The sequence below is a fragment of the Pseudomonas sp. S3_E10 genome (assembly GCF_054667615.1).
Genome location: NZ_CP162743.1, coordinates 3,402,042 through 3,417,834, shown reverse-complemented (window position 1 = coordinate 3,417,834; position 15,793 = coordinate 3,402,042). Strand labels below are relative to the sequence as shown.

Below are 15,793 nucleotides of genomic sequence, written 5' to 3'. Positions count from 1 at the left end.
GTTACTTGCGCGTTTATCCCAGTGACGACAAAACCCCACAGCCTAAGCTGCGGGGTTGGGATGCTTGCTCAGCTAGACCTTTTCGACCTGACTGAACTCCAACTCTACCGGAGTAGAGCGACCGAAAATGAGCACTGCCACTTGGATCCGGCTCTTCTCGTAGTTAACTTCTTCGACAGTACCGTTGAAATCTGCGAACGGACCATCTGTGACACGAACAACCTCACCCGGCTCGAAAAGCGTCTTCGGCTTAGGCTTGTCGCTACCATCAGCAACACGACGCAGAATTGCTTCCGCCTCTTTGTCGGTGATAGGAGCAGGCTTATCGGCAGTACCACCGATGAAGCCCATGACACGAGGGGTATCCTTGACCAAGTGCCAAGTACCTTCGTTCATGTCCATCTGTACCAAAACATAGCCAGGGAAGAACTTGCGCTCACTCTTGCGCTTCTGGCCATTCCGCATTTCAACCACTTCTTCAGTGGGAACCAGAATTTCGCCGAAGCCATCTTCCATGCCTGCCAGCTTTACGCGCTCTAGCAACGAGCGCATGACATGCTTCTCGTAACCCGAGTAAGCATGCACAACGTACCAACGCTTAGCCACGGGACACCCTTAGCCAACAATCAAGGAAACAAGCCAGCCGAGCAGGGAATCAAGCCCCCACAACAGCAACGCCATAACCAGAACAACAGCCACAACGATCAACGTGGTCTGCGTGGTTTCTTGGCGAGTCGGCCAAACGACTTTACGGATCTCGGTGCGAGCCTCCTTCACCAGGACCGCGAAAGACTTCCCCTTAGCAGTCTGCAGGCCCACAAAGGCAGCCACAGCAGCAAGAGCAAGCAAAGCGAGCACACGGTACAGGATCGGCGAAGCAGAATAGTACTGATTGCCAACAACGCCTACGACCACCAAGACAACTACAGCGAGCCACTTGACCAGATCGAAACGAGAGCTTTGAGCTTCAGCCTTAGGAGTCATCTATGAAGATCCTGTGAAAAGAAAGCCAGACACACCACGTGAATCTGGCAGGTCAGGAGGGAATCGAACCCCCAACCTACGGTTTTGGAGACCGTCGCTCTGCCAATTGAGCTACTGACCTAAAACAAAATCAGGCCGACCATTATGCAGGCCTGAAAAAGACTTTACAACAACCGCCACCAACACACTTGAAATCACCCAAGAACACTGGGCGCGACACCATCAAGCCGGTACAGCTGTTAAAACAAAGGCAGATATTTTCATATCTGCCTTGTCATATGGAGCTCTTGAGCGGATTTGAACCGCTGACCTCACCCTTACCAAGGGTGTGCTCTACCAACTGAGCTACAAGAGCAAAACACTTGCACAACCTGCAAACTTGGAGCGGGTAGCGGGAATCGAACCCGCATCATCAGCTTGGAAGGCTGAGGTTCTACCACTAAACTATACCCGCGGAGCTTGCAGCTCACGCTAAAATGGTGGAGGGGGAAGGATTCGAACCTTCGAAGTCGTAGACGTCAGATTTACAGTCTGATCCCTTTGGCCGCTCGGGAACCCCTCCTAAGCGAGCCGGCATTTTACATCACGCCGACCTTCTGTCAAGCATTTTCTCATTTAAATTATGAGGTTAGCTGCATTGACACTCGCTTCACCATGCAGACCTTAAAGGTCTTCACTGCGAAGCGGGCGCCATTCTATGCAAACTAATCGGCAGTTGCAATGCCTTCGCACAGCATTATTTTATGTTTTAACTCATTGAATTCCTTGGCAAGGTTTTCAAAGGACAGATCGTCGGCCAAGCGCCTGCTTTCAGGAGCCACTCGAAGCCAGTACCCAGAAACGTCAGGCGCACTCAAGAACTGGACCTTGACCTTTATATCCAGGCTAGTGAGACGCTGTTCGACAGTTTGCGCCTGACGCTGATCGGCGAATCCACCAATGTACAGGCACGTATCGGACGCTTTCGCCCGATCCCGCCGAGTCATCGCCTCAGAAGACTCACTTAGCAGGCGAATATCCTGCTGGGAACCTCGATAAAGGCTCAGGGGGGTTACGTCCTTGGCGCGCAATGGCGCCTCCTGCTGATGCCATATGTAGTAGAAAACGTTGAGAATCAGTAGAAGCAAGAACAGCCAACGCATAAACACCTCAAGACAAAGGACACGCCATTGCCAGACCAACAAATACCAGATCAGGAACGAGCCGCGCCTGCGGAACGGCATCGGAGACCAGGTCAGCGTCTCCACCGGTCAGAAACACCATGAAGTCATCCCCCCAGTAACTCCTGGCAAGCTCGACTTGGGTTAGCACAAACCCTCTCAGCATTAGCATACAGCCTCGCTCAACCGCCTCGGCAGTTGTGCGCCCCGGCAACACTCGCTCAAGAGCCCGCCCAGCCGCAGCGTCGTCGTAGCGTATCTTGCGGGTATGCGTTCGCAACTGGTTGCGCATAAGAGGCATACCAGGGCAAATAAAGCCCCCCAAATGCTCGCCGTCCGCAGTAACGAAATCCGCGGTCGCCGCAGTACCGAAATCCAGCACCAGACAAGCACCTGATGCCAATTTGTACCCGCCAAGGATCGCCAACCAGCGATCAAGACCAAGCCGCTCGAAATCCTCATAACCATTTCGCACGCCCGCCATTTCAACTGCAGACGTTGCGCAGCAAACGGTGACATCAAAAGCCTCGACCAAAGCCTCGATCAGCTTGTTGGTCTCTTCCAGAGCACGAACGCTCACCAACCGGCACCGCGTCAGTAATAAGGCCGGGGCGGCCAGAAGACTCTCGATCAAAGCGATATTCGAACCGACAACACCTTCAGCGACGACACTTACACTGCCCGCCTCCAGTACACGCCACTTGATAAAGCTATTCCCACAGTCGAGCTCAAGAATCATCACGCAACCTCAGGCTTAACTCCCCACCGCTGTACGTTTTCTCAACGCCATTAACACTTAGGCGCAACGCACCTTGATGATCAACACCGAGCACCACGCCATCCACACGGTTAACACCTGCTATGAGCGACACCGACCGGCCCTGCCAGCCATGATTTTGCTCCCACTCCTCCTGGAGGGCGGAAAAACCAGCTGCCTTGTGTCGATCAAGATAGCTCTGGAGCTGCAGGCCGACCCGCCCTACCAGAGAGTTACGATTGGCAGCAGAACCCGTTTCAAGCCGCACAGAAGTCCATTGCTGATCAACCTCATCAGCCTTTTGCATATTCACATTAATTCCGATACCGAGGACAACGTGGCAGATGTCAGCAGGATCCCCCACCAACTCCAGCAATATCCCGGCAATTTTCTTCTGCCCTACCAACACGTCGTTCGGCCATTTCAGAACCGCCCCCTGCACGCCCGACTCACGCAGGGCTTGAATCACCGCCAAACCTACAACAAGACTTAGCCCCTCCAATTGGCGAAGGCCATCCTCAATGCGCAGTGCAAGGCTGTAATAGATATTTTGGGCGAATGGACTGATCCATTTTCTGCCGCGCCTCCCCCTCCCGGCCATTTGCTGCTCGGCTAGCACCAAGAAGGGTGTTGCGTGCGAGGTGCTTACTAGGCGCAACGCCTCTGCATTAGTGGAATCAATGGAATCGTAAATATGAATAGGCCAAGCTAACGACGGGGCACTTAGCGCTATTTCTTGCGCACTCAGAAATACCAGCGGCGATGCCAACTGATACCCCTTACCACGCACCTTATGAATAGGTAGATTCAATTCGACCTCAAGAAGCTGGAGCTGCTTCCACACAGCACTGCGGCTAACGCCCAAGGCCGCACCCAGCGCCTCACCGGAGTGGAATCGGCCATCTTTCAGAAGTTCTAACAGCGTAAGCATGCAAGTATCGCCTCACAATGAGGCACGCATGATAGCCATGCGAGCAGGCATTGCATAGAAAGGCCGCACATCGCCAAGCCGCGATGAGCCTCTTCGCACTTTTCGAGCGCCCAAAACAAAACCCCATCTGCTTTCGCAAATGGGGTTTCGGAATTTAATCTTGACGATGACCTACTCTCACATGGGGAAACCCCACACTACCATCGGCGATGCATCGTTTCACTGCTGAGTTCGGGATGGGATCAGGTGGTTCCAATGCTCTATGGTCGTCAAGAAATTCGGGTACTGACTCGTGACCAGATGGCCTCGCTTCAGCAAATTGGGTATGTGACAGCAGTCGGTGTTTTGTGAGTTACAAACTTTCGGTTCGTTTCGTCTTCACACACCGCAATCTGATGCTCTTTCGAGTAGTCAAATTGCTTGGGTGTTATATGGTCAAGCCTCACGGGCAATTAGTATTGGTTAGCTCAACGCCTCACAGCGCTTACACACCCAACCTATCAACGTCGTAGTCTTCGACGGCCCTTCAGGGAACTCAAGGTTCCAGTGAGATCTCATCTTGAGGCTAGTTTCCCGCTTAGATGCTTTCAGCGGTTATCTATTCCGAACATAGCTACCCGGCAATGCCACTGGCGTGACAACCGGAACACCAGAGGTTCGTCCACTCCGGTCCTCTCGTACTAGGAGCAGCCCCTCTCAAATCTCAAACGTCCACGGCAGATAGGGACCGAACTGTCTCACGACGTTCTAAACCCAGCTCGCGTACCACTTTAAATGGCGAACAGCCATACCCTTGGGACCGGCTTCAGCCCCAGGATGTGATGAGCCGACATCGAGGTGCCAAACACCGCCGTCGATATGAACTCTTGGGCGGTATCAGCCTGTTATCCCCGGAGTACCTTTTATCCGTTGAGCGATGGCCCTTCCATACAGAACCACCGGATCACTAAGACCTACTTTCGTACCTGCTCGACGTGTCTGTCTCGCAGTCAAGCGCGCTTTTGCCTTTATACTCTACGACCGATTTCCGACCGGTCTGAGCGCACCTTCGTACTCCTCCGTTACTCTTTAGGAGGAGACCGCCCCAGTCAAACTACCCACCATACACTGTCCTCGATCCGGATAACGGACCTGAGTTAGAACCTCAAAGTTGCCAGGGTGGTATTTCAAGGTTGGCTCCACGCAGACTGGCGTCCACGCTTCAAAGCCTCCCACCTATCCTACACAAGCAAATTCAAAGTCCAGTGCAAAGCTATAGTAAAGGTTCACGGGGTCTTTCCGTCTAGCCGCGGATACACTGCATCTTCACAGCGATTTCAATTTCACTGAGTCTCGGGTGGAGACAGCGCCGCCATCGTTACGCCATTCGTGCAGGTCGGAACTTACCCGACAAGGAATTTCGCTACCTTAGGACCGTTATAGTTACGGCCGCCGTTTACCGGGGCTTCGATCAAGAGCTTCGCGTTAGCTAACCCCATCAATTAACCTTCCGGCACCGGGCAGGCGTCACACCCTATACGTCCACTTTCGTGTTTGCAGAGTGCTGTGTTTTTAATAAACAGTCGCAGCGGCCTGGTATCTTCGACCGGCATGAGCTTACGGAGCAAGTCCTTCACCCTCACCGGCGCACCTTCTCCCGAAGTTACGGTGCCATTTTGCCTAGTTCCTTCACCCGAGTTCTCTCAAGCGCCTTGGTATTCTCTACCCAACCACCTGTGTCGGTTTGGGGTACGGTTCCTGGTTACCTGAAGCTTAGAAGCTTTTCTTGGAAGCATGGCATCAACCACTTCGCTAACTAAAAGTTAGCTCGTCATCAGCTCTCGGCCTTAGAATCCCGGATTTACCTAAGATTCCAGCCTACCACCTTAAACTTGGACAACCAACGCCAAGCTGGCCTAGCCTTCTCCGTCCCTCCATCGCAATAACCAGAAGTACAGGAATATTAACCTGTTTTCCATCGACTACGCTTTTCAGCCTCGCCTTAGGGACCGACTAACCCTGCGTCGATTAACGTTGCGCAGGAAACCTTGGTCTTTCGGCGTGGGTGTTTTTCACACCCATTGTCGTTACTCATGTCAGCATTCGCACTTCTGATACCTCCAGCAAGCTTCTCAACTCACCTTCACAGGCTTACAGAACGCTCCTCTACCGCATCACTTACGTGATACCCGTAGCTTCGGTGTATGGTTTGAGCCCCGTTACATCTTCCGCGCAGGCCGACTCGACTAGTGAGCTATTACGCTTTCTTTAAAGGGTGGCTGCTTCTAAGCCAACCTCCTAGCTGTCTAAGCCTTCCCACATCGTTTCCCACTTAACCATAACTTTGGGACCTTAGCTGACGGTCTGGGTTGTTTCCCTTTTCACGACGGACGTTAGCACCCGCCGTGTGTCTCCCATGCTCGGCACTTGTAGGTATTCGGAGTTTGCATCGGTTTGGTAAGTCGGGATGACCCCCTAGCCGAAACAGTGCTCTACCCCCTACAGTGATACATGAGGCGCTACCTAAATAGCTTTCGAGGAGAACCAGCTATCTCCGAGCTTGATTAGCCTTTCACTCCGATCCACAGGTCATCCGCTAACTTTTCAACGGTAGTCGGTTCGGTCCTCCAGTTAGTGTTACCCAACCTTCAACCTGCCCATGGATAGATCGCCCGGTTTCGGGTCTATTCCCAGCGACTAGACGCCCTATTAAGACTCGCTTTCGCTACGCCTCCCCTATTCGGTTAAGCTCGCCACTGAAAATAAGTCGCTGACCCATTATACAAAAGGTACGCAGTCACCCAACAAAGTGGGCTCCCACTGCTTGTACGCATACGGTTTCAGGATCTATTTCACTCCCCTCTCCGGGGTTCTTTTCGCCTTTCCCTCACGGTACTAGTTCACTATCGGTCAGTCAGTAGTATTTAGCCTTGGAGGATGGTCCCCCCATATTCAGACAAAGTTTCTCGTGCTCCGTCCTACTCGATTTCATGACTAAGAGATTTTCGCGTACAGGGCTATCACCCACTATGGCCGCACTTTCCAGAGCGTTCCGCTAATCTCAAAGCCACTTAAGGGCTAGTCCCCGTTCGCTCGCCACTACTAAGGGAATCTCGGTTGATTTCTTTTCCTCAGGGTACTTAGATGTTTCAGTTCCCCTGGTTCGCCTCTTGCACCTATGTATTCAGTACAAGATAACCATCTTATGATGGCTGGGTTCCCCCATTCAGACATCTCCGGATCAAAGTCTGTTTGCCGACTCCCCGAAGCTTTTCGCAGGCTACCACGTCTTTCATCGCCTCTGACTGCCAAGGCATCCACCGTATGCGCTTCTTCACTTGACCATATAACCCCAAGCAATCTGGTTATACTGTGAAGACGACATTCGCCGAAAATCTGTAATCACTCACAAATTTTACCTTAGCCTGATCCGTTACCAGTGAAAGTAACGTTCAGTCTATCTTTCTATCACATACCCAAATTTTTAAAGAACGATCTAATCAAAGACTAGAAATCAACATTCACCATCGCTAGGATGGAATGCTCATTTCTAAGCTTTCATACGTCAGAAGCAGTAGTGGTGGAGCCAAACGGGATCGAACCGTTGACCTCCTGCGTGCAAGGCAGGCGCTCTCCCAGCTGAGCTATGGCCCCATATTTCTACAGGCGTTTCCCACACAAAATTGGTGGGTCTGGGCAGATTCGAACTGCCGACCTCACCCTTATCAGGGGTGCGCTCTAACCAACTGAGCTACAGACCCAATTTCGGGCTGCTTCTTATCGTCTTCTTCAATGAATCAAGCAATTCGTGTGGGAACTTATGGAGCAGCTGATGTCGTCGATTAAGGAGGTGATCCAGCCGCAGGTTCCCCTACGGCTACCTTGTTACGACTTCACCCCAGTCATGAATCACACCGTGGTAACCGTCCTCCCGAAGGTTAGACTAGCTACTTCTGGTGCAACCCACTCCCATGGTGTGACGGGCGGTGTGTACAAGGCCCGGGAACGTATTCACCGCGACATTCTGATTCGCGATTACTAGCGATTCCGACTTCACGCAGTCGAGTTGCAGACTGCGATCCGGACTACGATCGGTTTTATGGGATTAGCTCCACCTCGCGGCTTGGCAACCCTCTGTACCGACCATTGTAGCACGTGTGTAGCCCAGGCCGTAAGGGCCATGATGACTTGACGTCATCCCCACCTTCCTCCGGTTTGTCACCGGCAGTCTCCTTAGAGTGCCCACCATGACGTGCTGGTAACTAAGGACAAGGGTTGCGCTCGTTACGGGACTTAACCCAACATCTCACGACACGAGCTGACGACAGCCATGCAGCACCTGTCTCAATGTTCCCGAAGGCACCAATCTATCTCTAGAAAGTTCATTGGATGTCAAGGCCTGGTAAGGTTCTTCGCGTTGCTTCGAATTAAACCACATGCTCCACCGCTTGTGCGGGCCCCCGTCAATTCATTTGAGTTTTAACCTTGCGGCCGTACTCCCCAGGCGGTCAACTTAATGCGTTAGCTGCGCCACTAAGAGCTCAAGGCTCCCAACGGCTAGTTGACATCGTTTACGGCGTGGACTACCAGGGTATCTAATCCTGTTTGCTCCCCACGCTTTCGCACCTCAGTGTCAGTATCAGTCCAGGTGGTCGCCTTCGCCACTGGTGTTCCTTCCTATATCTACGCATTTCACCGCTACACAGGAAATTCCACCACCCTCTACCATACTCTAGTCAGTCAGTTTTGAATGCAGTTCCCAGGTTGAGCCCGGGGATTTCACATCCAACTTAACAAACCACCTACGCGCGCTTTACGCCCAGTAATTCCGATTAACGCTTGCACCCTCTGTATTACCGCGGCTGCTGGCACAGAGTTAGCCGGTGCTTATTCTGTCGGTAACGTCAAAACAATCACGTATTAGGTAACTGCCCTTCCTCCCAACTTAAAGTGCTTTACAATCCGAAGACCTTCTTCACACACGCGGCATGGCTGGATCAGGCTTTCGCCCATTGTCCAATATTCCCCACTGCTGCCTCCCGTAGGAGTCTGGACCGTGTCTCAGTTCCAGTGTGACTGATCATCCTCTCAGACCAGTTACGGATCGTCGCCTTGGTGAGCCATTACCTCACCAACTAGCTAATCCGACCTAGGCTCATCTGATAGCGCAAGGCCCGAAGGTCCCCTGCTTTCTCCCGTAGGACGTATGCGGTATTAGCGTCCGTTTCCGAACGTTATCCCCCACTACCAGGCAGATTCCTAGGCATTACTCACCCGTCCGCCGCTCTCAAGAGAAGCAAGCTTCTCTCTACCGCTCGACTTGCATGTGTTAGGCCTGCCGCCAGCGTTCAATCTGAGCCATGATCAAACTCTTCAGTTCAAACATCTTTGGGTTTTTAAGAAACCCTAAACTTGGCTCAGCAATCGTTGGTTACATCTTTGATTTCTCGCGGAGTAACTTGTGATGCTGATAATCTTGTTGACTATCAGTCTGACTCCACAAGCACCCACACGAATTGCTTGATTCAGTTGTTAAAGAGCGGTTGGTTAAGAGCTTTCGTCTCAACCGAGGCGCGCATTCTACAGCAGCCTCATTTGCTGTCAAGCGGTTATTTTCAGAAGCTTTCGAAGATTTCCTCAACAACTTCAACCACTTGCGCTTCCGATCTCTCGTCAGCGGGAGGCGAATTCTACAGCGTTACACGCTGCTGTCAACACCTCTTTTTCAACTTCCTTTTGGCTTCGATGAACTGAAGCAACTTGCTGCCGAAAACTGCGTAACTCATTGTTTACCAAGGAGTTTTCCGTTTCGACTGCGCCGGAAGTGGGGCGAATTATAGACAGATATAATTCGCCGTCAACCTCTAATTCAGGACTTATTCGGATTTTAGCGTAATACGCGCAAATGCCTTCTTCCCAGCCTGGCAAACGTGGGTCGCGCCAAGCCCGTATATAAAGGTGCGATCGACCACCTCGCCATCTATACGCACACCACCGGAACCCAACAGATCACGCGCCACGGCAGAGTTCTTCACCAAACCTGCCTTATTAAGGACAGCAGCAATCGGCATTGCCTCGACAGCCGACAGCTCAATCTCCGGCAGATCATCCGGCAACTCCCCATCCTTCATGCGATTGCCCGCCGCGCGATGAGCATTGGCTGCAGCCTCTTCACCGTGGAAGCGCGCAACAATCTCTTCGGCCAGCTTGATTTTCACATCACGCGGATTGGCGCCAGCCTCAACATCAGCACGCAGCGCGTTGATCTCTTCCATCGAACGGAAGCTAAGCAACTCGAAGTAACGCCACATCAGCGCGTCGGGAATGGAGACCAGCTTGCCGTACATCACACCCGGCGCCTCCTGAATCCCCACATAGTTACCCAAAGACTTGGACATCTTCTTGACGCCATCCAACCCTTCCAGTAACGGCATGGTCAGGATGCACTGAGCTTCCTGACCATAAGCACGCTGCAATTCTCGCCCCATCAGCAGGTTGAACTTCTGATCGGTACCGCCAAGCTCTACGTCGGCCCGCAACGCCACAGAGTCATACCCTTGGACCAACGGGTACAGGAACTCGTGAATCGCGATTGGTTGATTGGTGGAGTAGCGCTTGTCGAAGTCGTCACGCTCCAGCATTCGCGCAACGGTGTACTGGGAGGTCAGGCGAATGAAGTCCGCCGGCCCCATTTGATCCATCCAAGTGGAGTTGAACGCAACTTCGGTCTTGGCCGGATCGAGAATTTTGAACACCTGAGTCTTGTAGGTCTCGGCATTATCAAGCACCTGCTCACGGGTCAGCGGCGGACGCGTGGCACTCTTGCCACTCGGATCTCCGATCATTCCCGTGAAGTCACCAATCAGAAAGATGACTTGATGCCCCAGTTCCTGGAACTGACGCAGCTTATTAATAAGCACGGTATGACCCAGGTGCAGATCCGGCGCCGTCGGATCAAAGCCAGCCTTAATGCGCAGGGGTTGACCACGCTTGAGCTTTTCAATCAGCTCGGCCTCGACCAACAGTTCTTCCGCACCACGTTTTATCAGCGCTAGCTGCTCTTCAACCGACTTCATAACAGACCCGCAAGGCTCAGATTCAAAAGGGAACCAACCATACAAGATCAGGGACTAATTACAAGTTTTGCCCTGCGTACGGACACCGTTCAGCAAGCCCAGCGTTCGCGAGCTTGCGCCACAGATGATTTGGTTATATTTTATACAGTTATTTCATCTTCATCATGTCATTCATCTTTTCCATTTCATCTTCAAAGTCAAATTACCTATGACCACTGAACCGTCTAAAGCGCCGCCGCTTTACCCGAAGACCCACCTGCTCGCCGCAAGTGGTATCGCCGCCCTTCTCAGCCTGGCACTCCTGGTATTCCCTTCCAGTGACGTAGAAGCCAAACGAACATCCCTGAGCCTTGACTTGGAGAGTCCAGTTGAACAACTGACACAAGATCAAGACGCCTCCGACGCACAACAAGCCACAAATACCCCAGCCGAATCGCCGTTCGCCCAGATAGAAAGCACGCCTGAAGACACGCAGCAAGCCGTGCAGGATCAACCAAAGCCCGCAGCAGATGCCGCCAAAAACGCCCAACACCGCGAAGTGATCGTGGCGAAAGGCGATACGCTTTCTACCCTGTTCGAGAAGGTAGGCCTCCCCTCTGCCACCGTTAGTGAAGTGCTGGCCAGCGACAAGCAAGCCAAGCAGTTCAGCCAGCTCAAACGCGGCCAGAAACTTGAGTTCGAACTGACGCCGGACGGCCAGCTGACCAACCTGCACAGCAGTGTCAACGACCTCGAAAGCATCTCCCTGACCAAGGGCGCCAAAGGTTTTGCCTTCAACCGCATCACCACTAAACCCGTCATGCGCTCTGCGTACGTCCACGGCGTAATCAATAGTTCGCTGTCGCAATCCGCCGCGCGCGCAGGCTTGTCCCATAGCATGACCATGGACATGGCCAGCGTGTTTGGCTACGACATCGACTTCGCCCAGGACATCCGCCAGGGTGATGAATTCGACGTAATCTACGAGCAGAAAGTCGCCAACGGAAAAGTCGTCGGCACCGGCAACATTCTTTCCGCACGCTTCACCAACCGCGGCAAGACCTACACAGCCGTGCGCTACACCAACAAGCAAGGCAACAGCAGCTATTACACGGCTGATGGCAATAGCATGCGCAAGGCCTTCATCCGTACCCCGGTGGATTTCGCTCGTATCAGCTCGCGTTTCTCCATGGGTCGCAAGCATCCAATTCTGAACAAAATCCGCGCCCACAAAGGCGTCGACTATGCCGCCCCGCGCGGCACGCCTATCAAGGCTGCCGGTGACGGCAAGGTGCTACTGGCCGGGCGTCGTGGCGGTTACGGCAATACCGTAATCATCCAACATGGCAACACCTACCGTACGCTGTATGGCCATATGCAAGGCTTCGCCAAAGGCGTGAAGACCGGTGGCAACGTGAAACAGGGCCAAGTGATTGGCTATATCGGCACCACCGGCCTGTCCACTGGCCCGCACTTGCACTATGAGTTCCAGGTCAATGGCGTGCACGTCGACCCGCTGGGCCAGAAGCTGCCGATGGCCGACCCGATCGCCAAGGCCGAGCGTGCGCGCTTCATGCAACAGAGCCAGCCACTGATGGCGCGCATGGACCAGGAGCGCTCCACCCTGTTGGCCTCGGCGAAGCGCTAAGCCATGCCGCTCTATATAGGTGTGATGTCCGGGACCAGCCTCGATGGCCTGGATATCGCCCTGATCGAACAAGACTCGGCGATCAAGCTGATCGCCACTCACTACACGCCAATGCCCGATACCCTGCGCGCCGAGCTGCTGAGCTTGTGCGCCAGCGGCCCGGATGAGATCGCCCGCTCGGCGATTGCCCAGCAACGATGGGTACGTCTCGCCGCCGATGGCATCAACGCGCTGCTCATTCAGCAAAAACTCAAGCCCCAGGCCATTCGCGCAATCGGCAGCCATGGCCAGACCATCCGCCACGAGCCAGCTCGGGGCTTTACCGTACAGATCGGCAACCCGGCGTTGCTCACCGAGCTGACGGGTATCACCGTGGTCAGCGATTTCCGCAGCCGCGATGTGGCCGCCGGCGGCCAGGGCGCACCGCTGGTGCCTGCGTTTCATGAAGCACTGTTTGGCGAGAGCACCGGCAACCGGGCGGTATTGAATGTCGGCGGTTTCAGCAACCTCAGCCTGATCGAGACCGATACACCCGTAGCGGGCTTCGACTGCGGCCCAGGCAATGTCCTGCTCGATGCCTGGATACATCGCCAACGTGGCGAGCACTTCGACCGCGACGGTCAATGGGCAGGCAGCGGCAAGGTCGAACCCCAGTTGCTCAGCACGCTGCTCAGCGATCCATTCTTCCTGACCAAAGGCCCGAAAAGCACCGGTCGTGAAGTGTTCAACCTACATTGGCTGCAACAGCACCTTGGCCAGTTGCCGGCGTTTCAACCCGAGAACGTCCAGGCGACGCTGCTGGAGCTCACCGCCCAGACCATCGTCGAGTCCCTGAAAACGGCGCAATCCGAGACCCAAACCCTGCTGGTCTGTGGCGGCGGCGCCCATAACACGACCTTGATGAACCGCCTGGCGGCCCTGCTGCCCTCTACCCAGGTGAGCAGCACTGCCGCCTACGGTGTAGACCCGGACTGGGTCGAAGCCATGGCCTTCGCCTGGCTGGCTCATTGCTGCCTGGAAGGCATAGCCGCCAATCGCCCCAGCGTCACCGGCGCGCGCGGGTTACGAGTACTGGGCGCAATTTACCCAGCCTGAGCTACAGACAGCAAAACGCCGCTTGGCCTTTAAAAGCCAAGCGGCGTTTTTGTTTGCAGCATCGATCAGATCGAGAACGAAGACCCGCAACCACAGGTGGTGGTGGCGTTAGGGTTCTTGATCACAAAACGCGAACCTTCCAGACCTTCCTGATAATCCACCTCGGCACCCGCCAGGTACTGGAAGCTCATCGGGTCTACAACCAGGCTCACGCCCTCGCGTTCAACGATAGTGTCGTCATCGGCCACATCTTCATCGAAGGTAAAACCGTACTGAAACCCTGAACAACCGCCGCCCGTAACGAATACGCGCAGCTTCAAGCGATCATTACCCTCTTCATCGACCAGGCTCTTCACCTTGTGCGCAGCACCGTGGGTGAATTGCAAAGCCGTGGGGGTGAAGGATTCAACGCTCATGCTGATAATCTCCCGGCGTAGCGCCGCCATATGCGTAATGGCGGGCATTATCCGCTTCTCCTAGAAAAGCGGTCAACTATTGTTACGGTATATCAATCCGCTTCGCCGCTATTAAAAACACAAAAGGCCCGATTAACGGGCCTTTTGCACCATCCGCCAAGCGACTTAAGGCAACATGCCAGCGTGGGACAACCCAAGCTTTTCATCCAGGCCGAACAGGATGTTCATGTTCTGCACTGCCTGGCCCGACGCGCCCTTGACCAGGTTATCGATCACCGACAGCACCACCACCAGGTCACCGTCCTGCGGGCGATGCACGGCAATCCGACATACATTGGCGCCACGCACGCTGCGGGTCTCCGGGTGGCTGCCGGCCGGCATGACGTCGACGAACGGCTCGTCGGCATAACGCTTTTCAAACAGCGCCTGCAAGTCGACCGAGCGATCGGTGACCGTCGCGTACAACGTGGAATGAATGCCACGAATCATCGGTGTCAGGTGCGGCACAAAGGTCAGCCCCACCTCCTTGCCCGCAGCACGGCGCAGGCCCTGGCGAATCTCCGGCAGATGGCGATGCCCCTTTACCGCATAGGCCTTCATGCTTTCTGACGTCTCGGAATACAGCGACCCCACCGCCGCGCCCCGGCCTGCACCGCTGACACCCGACTTGCAGTCTGCGATCAGCCGCGAAGTATCCGCCAGCCCCGCTTCGAGCAATGGCAGGAAACCCAATTGTGTCGCCGTCGGATAGCAACCCGGCACCGCGATCAGGCGTGCCTGCTTGATCTGCTCACGATTGACTTCCGGCAAGCCGTACACGGCCTCTTCCAACAGCTGCGGCGCACCGTGCGGCTGGTTGTACCACTTGGCCCATTCATCGGCGTCCTGCAGACGGAAGTCCGCCGACAGGTCGATCACCTTGGTGCCGGCAGCCAGCAACTCACCGGCCAGCGCATGGGCAACGCCGTGGGGCGTGGCAAAGAACACCACGTCACAGGCGCCAAGCGTCTTGATGTCCGGCACGCTGAACGCCAGGCCATCGTAGTGACCTCGCAGGTTCGGGTACATATCGGCCACTGCCAGGCCGGCCTCGGATCGGGAGGTAATAACCACCACCTCAGCTTGCGGATGCTGAGCCAACAGACGCAGCAATTCGACACCGGTATAACCCGTGCCGCCGACGATACCGACCTTGACCATAAACCTGCCCTCAACGAACCACTGGAAAGCCGTCGATAATAGGGGCCACATCGTTTTGCGACAACCGCCAACGTGACGTACGGATGCATGAGCCACTACTATCTTCAGTTACCGTGAACCTGGGAATAACTAAACATGCTCTATCTATGGGTCAAAGCCTTCCATATCGTCAGCATCGTCTGCTGGTTTGCCGGGCTGTTCTACCTGCCACGCCTGTTCGTCTACCACGCCCAAAGCGAAGACACCGTCAGCAAGGAGCGCTTCAGTGTCATGGAGCGCAAGTTGTACCGCGGCATCATGGGCCCGGCGATGCTTGCCAGCCTGGTGTTCGGCATTTGGCTGATCGCCCTCAACCCGGGCATCTTCAGCATGGGCGGCTGGATTCACGCCAAGCTGACCCTGGTAGTGCTGCTGATCGGTTATCACCATATGTGCGGCGCACAGGTAAAACGCTTCGCCCGTGGCGAAAACACCCGCAGCCATGTCTTTTATCGCTGGTTCAATGAAGTGCCGGTTCTGATATTGCTGGCTATCGTAATTTTGGTCGTGGTCAAACCGTTCTAATTTC

At 54.4% G+C, this 15,793-nt stretch carries 11 protein-coding genes, 6 tRNA genes and 3 rRNA genes; 3 read left to right on the top strand and 17 right to left on the bottom strand.

All coding sequences use genetic code 11. The features are described 5' to 3' along the window. Nucleotides 1-72: 72 nt before the first annotated feature. From nusG to tyrS, 15 genes are all read right to left on the bottom strand, one after another. On the bottom strand, nucleotides 73-606 hold the full coding sequence (gene nusG, locus AB4N98_RS15560; RefSeq protein ID WP_003176436.1) for a transcription termination/antitermination protein NusG: 534 nt from the start codon (nucleotides 604-606) through the stop codon (nucleotides 73-75). Between the two features lie 9 nt (nucleotides 607-615). Further along, on the bottom strand, nucleotides 616-984 hold the full coding sequence (secE, locus tag AB4N98_RS15555; RefSeq protein ID WP_016969478.1) for a preprotein translocase subunit SecE: 369 nt from the start codon (nucleotides 982-984) through the stop codon (nucleotides 616-618). Between the two features lie 45 nt (nucleotides 985-1,029). Continuing rightward, nucleotides 1,030-1,105, bottom strand: a tRNA-Trp gene (locus AB4N98_RS15550). A gap of 158 nt (nucleotides 1,106-1,263) precedes the next feature. Continuing rightward, nucleotides 1,264-1,339: transfer RNA gene (locus tag AB4N98_RS15545), tRNA-Thr, on the bottom strand. 25 nt (nucleotides 1,340-1,364) lie between these two features. Continuing rightward, nucleotides 1,365-1,438: transfer RNA gene (locus tag AB4N98_RS15540), tRNA-Gly, on the bottom strand. Between the two features lie 23 nt (nucleotides 1,439-1,461). Further along, nucleotides 1,462-1,546: transfer RNA gene (locus AB4N98_RS15535), tRNA-Tyr, on the bottom strand. Nucleotides 1,547-1,688: 142 nt separating this feature from the next. Next, the gene (locus tag AB4N98_RS15530) at nucleotides 1,689-2,126 is read right to left on the bottom strand and encodes a hypothetical protein (protein ID WP_017525954.1); all 438 of its coding nucleotides are present in this window, start codon (nucleotides 2,124-2,126) and stop codon (nucleotides 1,689-1,691) included. 7 nt (nucleotides 2,127-2,133) lie between these two features. Next, complete coding sequence (locus AB4N98_RS15525; protein ID WP_017525953.1) at nucleotides 2,134-2,883, bottom strand: pantothenate kinase; 750 nt, start codon at nucleotides 2,881-2,883, stop codon at nucleotides 2,134-2,136. Next, nucleotides 2,873-3,832, bottom strand: a complete 960-nt coding sequence (gene birA, locus AB4N98_RS15520; RefSeq protein ID WP_017525952.1) for a bifunctional biotin--[acetyl-CoA-carboxylase] ligase/biotin operon repressor BirA — start codon at nucleotides 3,830-3,832, stop codon at nucleotides 2,873-2,875. The genes AB4N98_RS15525 and birA overlap by 11 nt, the downstream gene beginning before the upstream one ends. A gap of 158 nt (nucleotides 3,833-3,990) precedes the next feature. Beyond that, nucleotides 3,991-4,106 (bottom strand): 5S ribosomal RNA (gene rrf, locus AB4N98_RS15515). Nucleotides 4,107-4,263: 157 nt separating this feature from the next. After that, nucleotides 4,264-7,155 (bottom strand): 23S ribosomal RNA (locus tag AB4N98_RS15510). 234 nt (nucleotides 7,156-7,389) lie between these two features. Beyond that, nucleotides 7,390-7,465 (bottom strand) — tRNA-Ala (locus AB4N98_RS15505). Between the two features lie 30 nt (nucleotides 7,466-7,495). Beyond that, a tRNA-Ile gene (locus AB4N98_RS15500) sits at nucleotides 7,496-7,572 on the bottom strand. Between the two features lie 82 nt (nucleotides 7,573-7,654). Then, nucleotides 7,655-9,191, bottom strand: a 16S ribosomal RNA gene (locus tag AB4N98_RS15495). The 16S, 23S and 5S rRNA genes sit together here with 2 tRNA genes alongside, the layout of an rRNA operon. A 496-nt stretch (nucleotides 9,192-9,687) precedes the next feature. Continuing rightward, complete coding sequence (gene tyrS, locus AB4N98_RS15490; protein WP_217855473.1) at nucleotides 9,688-10,887, bottom strand: tyrosine--tRNA ligase; 1,200 nt, start codon at nucleotides 10,885-10,887, stop codon at nucleotides 9,688-9,690. Between the two features lie 208 nt (nucleotides 10,888-11,095). On the opposite strand from tyrS, the gene AB4N98_RS15485 reads away from it, so the two are divergent. Together AB4N98_RS15485 and AB4N98_RS15480 are read left to right on the top strand one after the other, a co-directional pair. Continuing rightward, entirely contained in the window at nucleotides 11,096-12,514 is a 1,419-nt protein-coding gene (locus AB4N98_RS15485) for a peptidoglycan DD-metalloendopeptidase family protein (protein WP_065879390.1), read from the top strand. Nucleotides 12,515-12,517: 3 nt separating this feature from the next. Beyond that, a complete protein-coding gene (locus tag AB4N98_RS15480) occupies nucleotides 12,518-13,609 on the top strand; it encodes an anhydro-N-acetylmuramic acid kinase (RefSeq protein ID WP_017530834.1) in 1,092 nt (363 codons plus the stop codon). A gap of 65 nt (nucleotides 13,610-13,674) precedes the next feature. Here the strand turns inward: AB4N98_RS15480 and erpA are convergent, their stop codons facing one another. Both erpA and argC read right to left on the bottom strand, forming a co-directional pair. After that, nucleotides 13,675-14,025 (bottom strand): iron-sulfur cluster insertion protein ErpA, encoded by a 351-nt coding sequence (gene erpA / locus AB4N98_RS15475; RefSeq protein WP_003176443.1) that lies wholly within the window; start codon nucleotides 14,023-14,025, stop codon nucleotides 13,675-13,677. A 165-nt stretch (nucleotides 14,026-14,190) separates the two neighbouring features. After that, a complete protein-coding gene (gene argC, locus AB4N98_RS15470) occupies nucleotides 14,191-15,225 on the bottom strand; it encodes an N-acetyl-gamma-glutamyl-phosphate reductase (RefSeq protein ID WP_065879389.1) in 1,035 nt (344 codons plus the stop codon). Between the two features lie 135 nt (nucleotides 15,226-15,360). Between argC and hemJ the strand changes: the two genes are divergently transcribed. Further along, nucleotides 15,361-15,789 (top strand): protoporphyrinogen oxidase HemJ, encoded by a 429-nt coding sequence (gene hemJ, locus AB4N98_RS15465; RefSeq protein WP_017530832.1) that lies wholly within the window; start codon nucleotides 15,361-15,363, stop codon nucleotides 15,787-15,789. Nucleotides 15,790-15,793 lie beyond the last annotated feature (4 nt).

What these genes read in the sequence shown, in the direction of transcription:
- secE (WP_016969478.1), bottom strand. Translation starts at nt 984, where the DNA reads ATGACTCCTAAGGCTGAAGCTCAAAGCTCTCGTTTCGATCTGGTCAAG.
- AB4N98_RS15530 (WP_017525954.1), bottom strand. Translation starts at nt 2,126, where the DNA reads ATGCGTTGGCTGTTCTTGCTTCTACTGATTCTCAACGTTTTCTACTAC.
- AB4N98_RS15525 (WP_017525953.1), bottom strand. Translation starts at nt 2,883, where the DNA reads ATGATTCTTGAGCTCGACTGTGGGAATAGCTTTATCAAGTGGCGTGTA.
- birA (WP_017525952.1), bottom strand. Translation starts at nt 3,832, where the DNA reads ATGCTTACGCTGTTAGAACTTCTGAAAGATGGCCGATTCCACTCCGGT.
- tyrS (WP_217855473.1), bottom strand. Translation starts at nt 10,887, where the DNA reads ATGAAGTCGGTTGAAGAGCAGCTAGCGCTGATAAAACGTGGTGCGGAA.
- AB4N98_RS15485 (WP_065879390.1), top strand. Translation starts at nt 11,096, where the DNA reads ATGACCACTGAACCGTCTAAAGCGCCGCCGCTTTACCCGAAGACCCAC.
- AB4N98_RS15480 (WP_017530834.1), top strand. Translation starts at nt 12,518, where the DNA reads ATGCCGCTCTATATAGGTGTGATGTCCGGGACCAGCCTCGATGGCCTG.
- erpA (WP_003176443.1), bottom strand. Translation starts at nt 14,025, where the DNA reads ATGAGCGTTGAATCCTTCACCCCCACGGCTTTGCAATTCACCCACGGT.
- argC (WP_065879389.1), bottom strand. Translation starts at nt 15,225, where the DNA reads ATGGTCAAGGTCGGTATCGTCGGCGGCACGGGTTATACCGGTGTCGAA.
- hemJ (WP_017530832.1), top strand. Translation starts at nt 15,361, where the DNA reads ATGCTCTATCTATGGGTCAAAGCCTTCCATATCGTCAGCATCGTCTGC.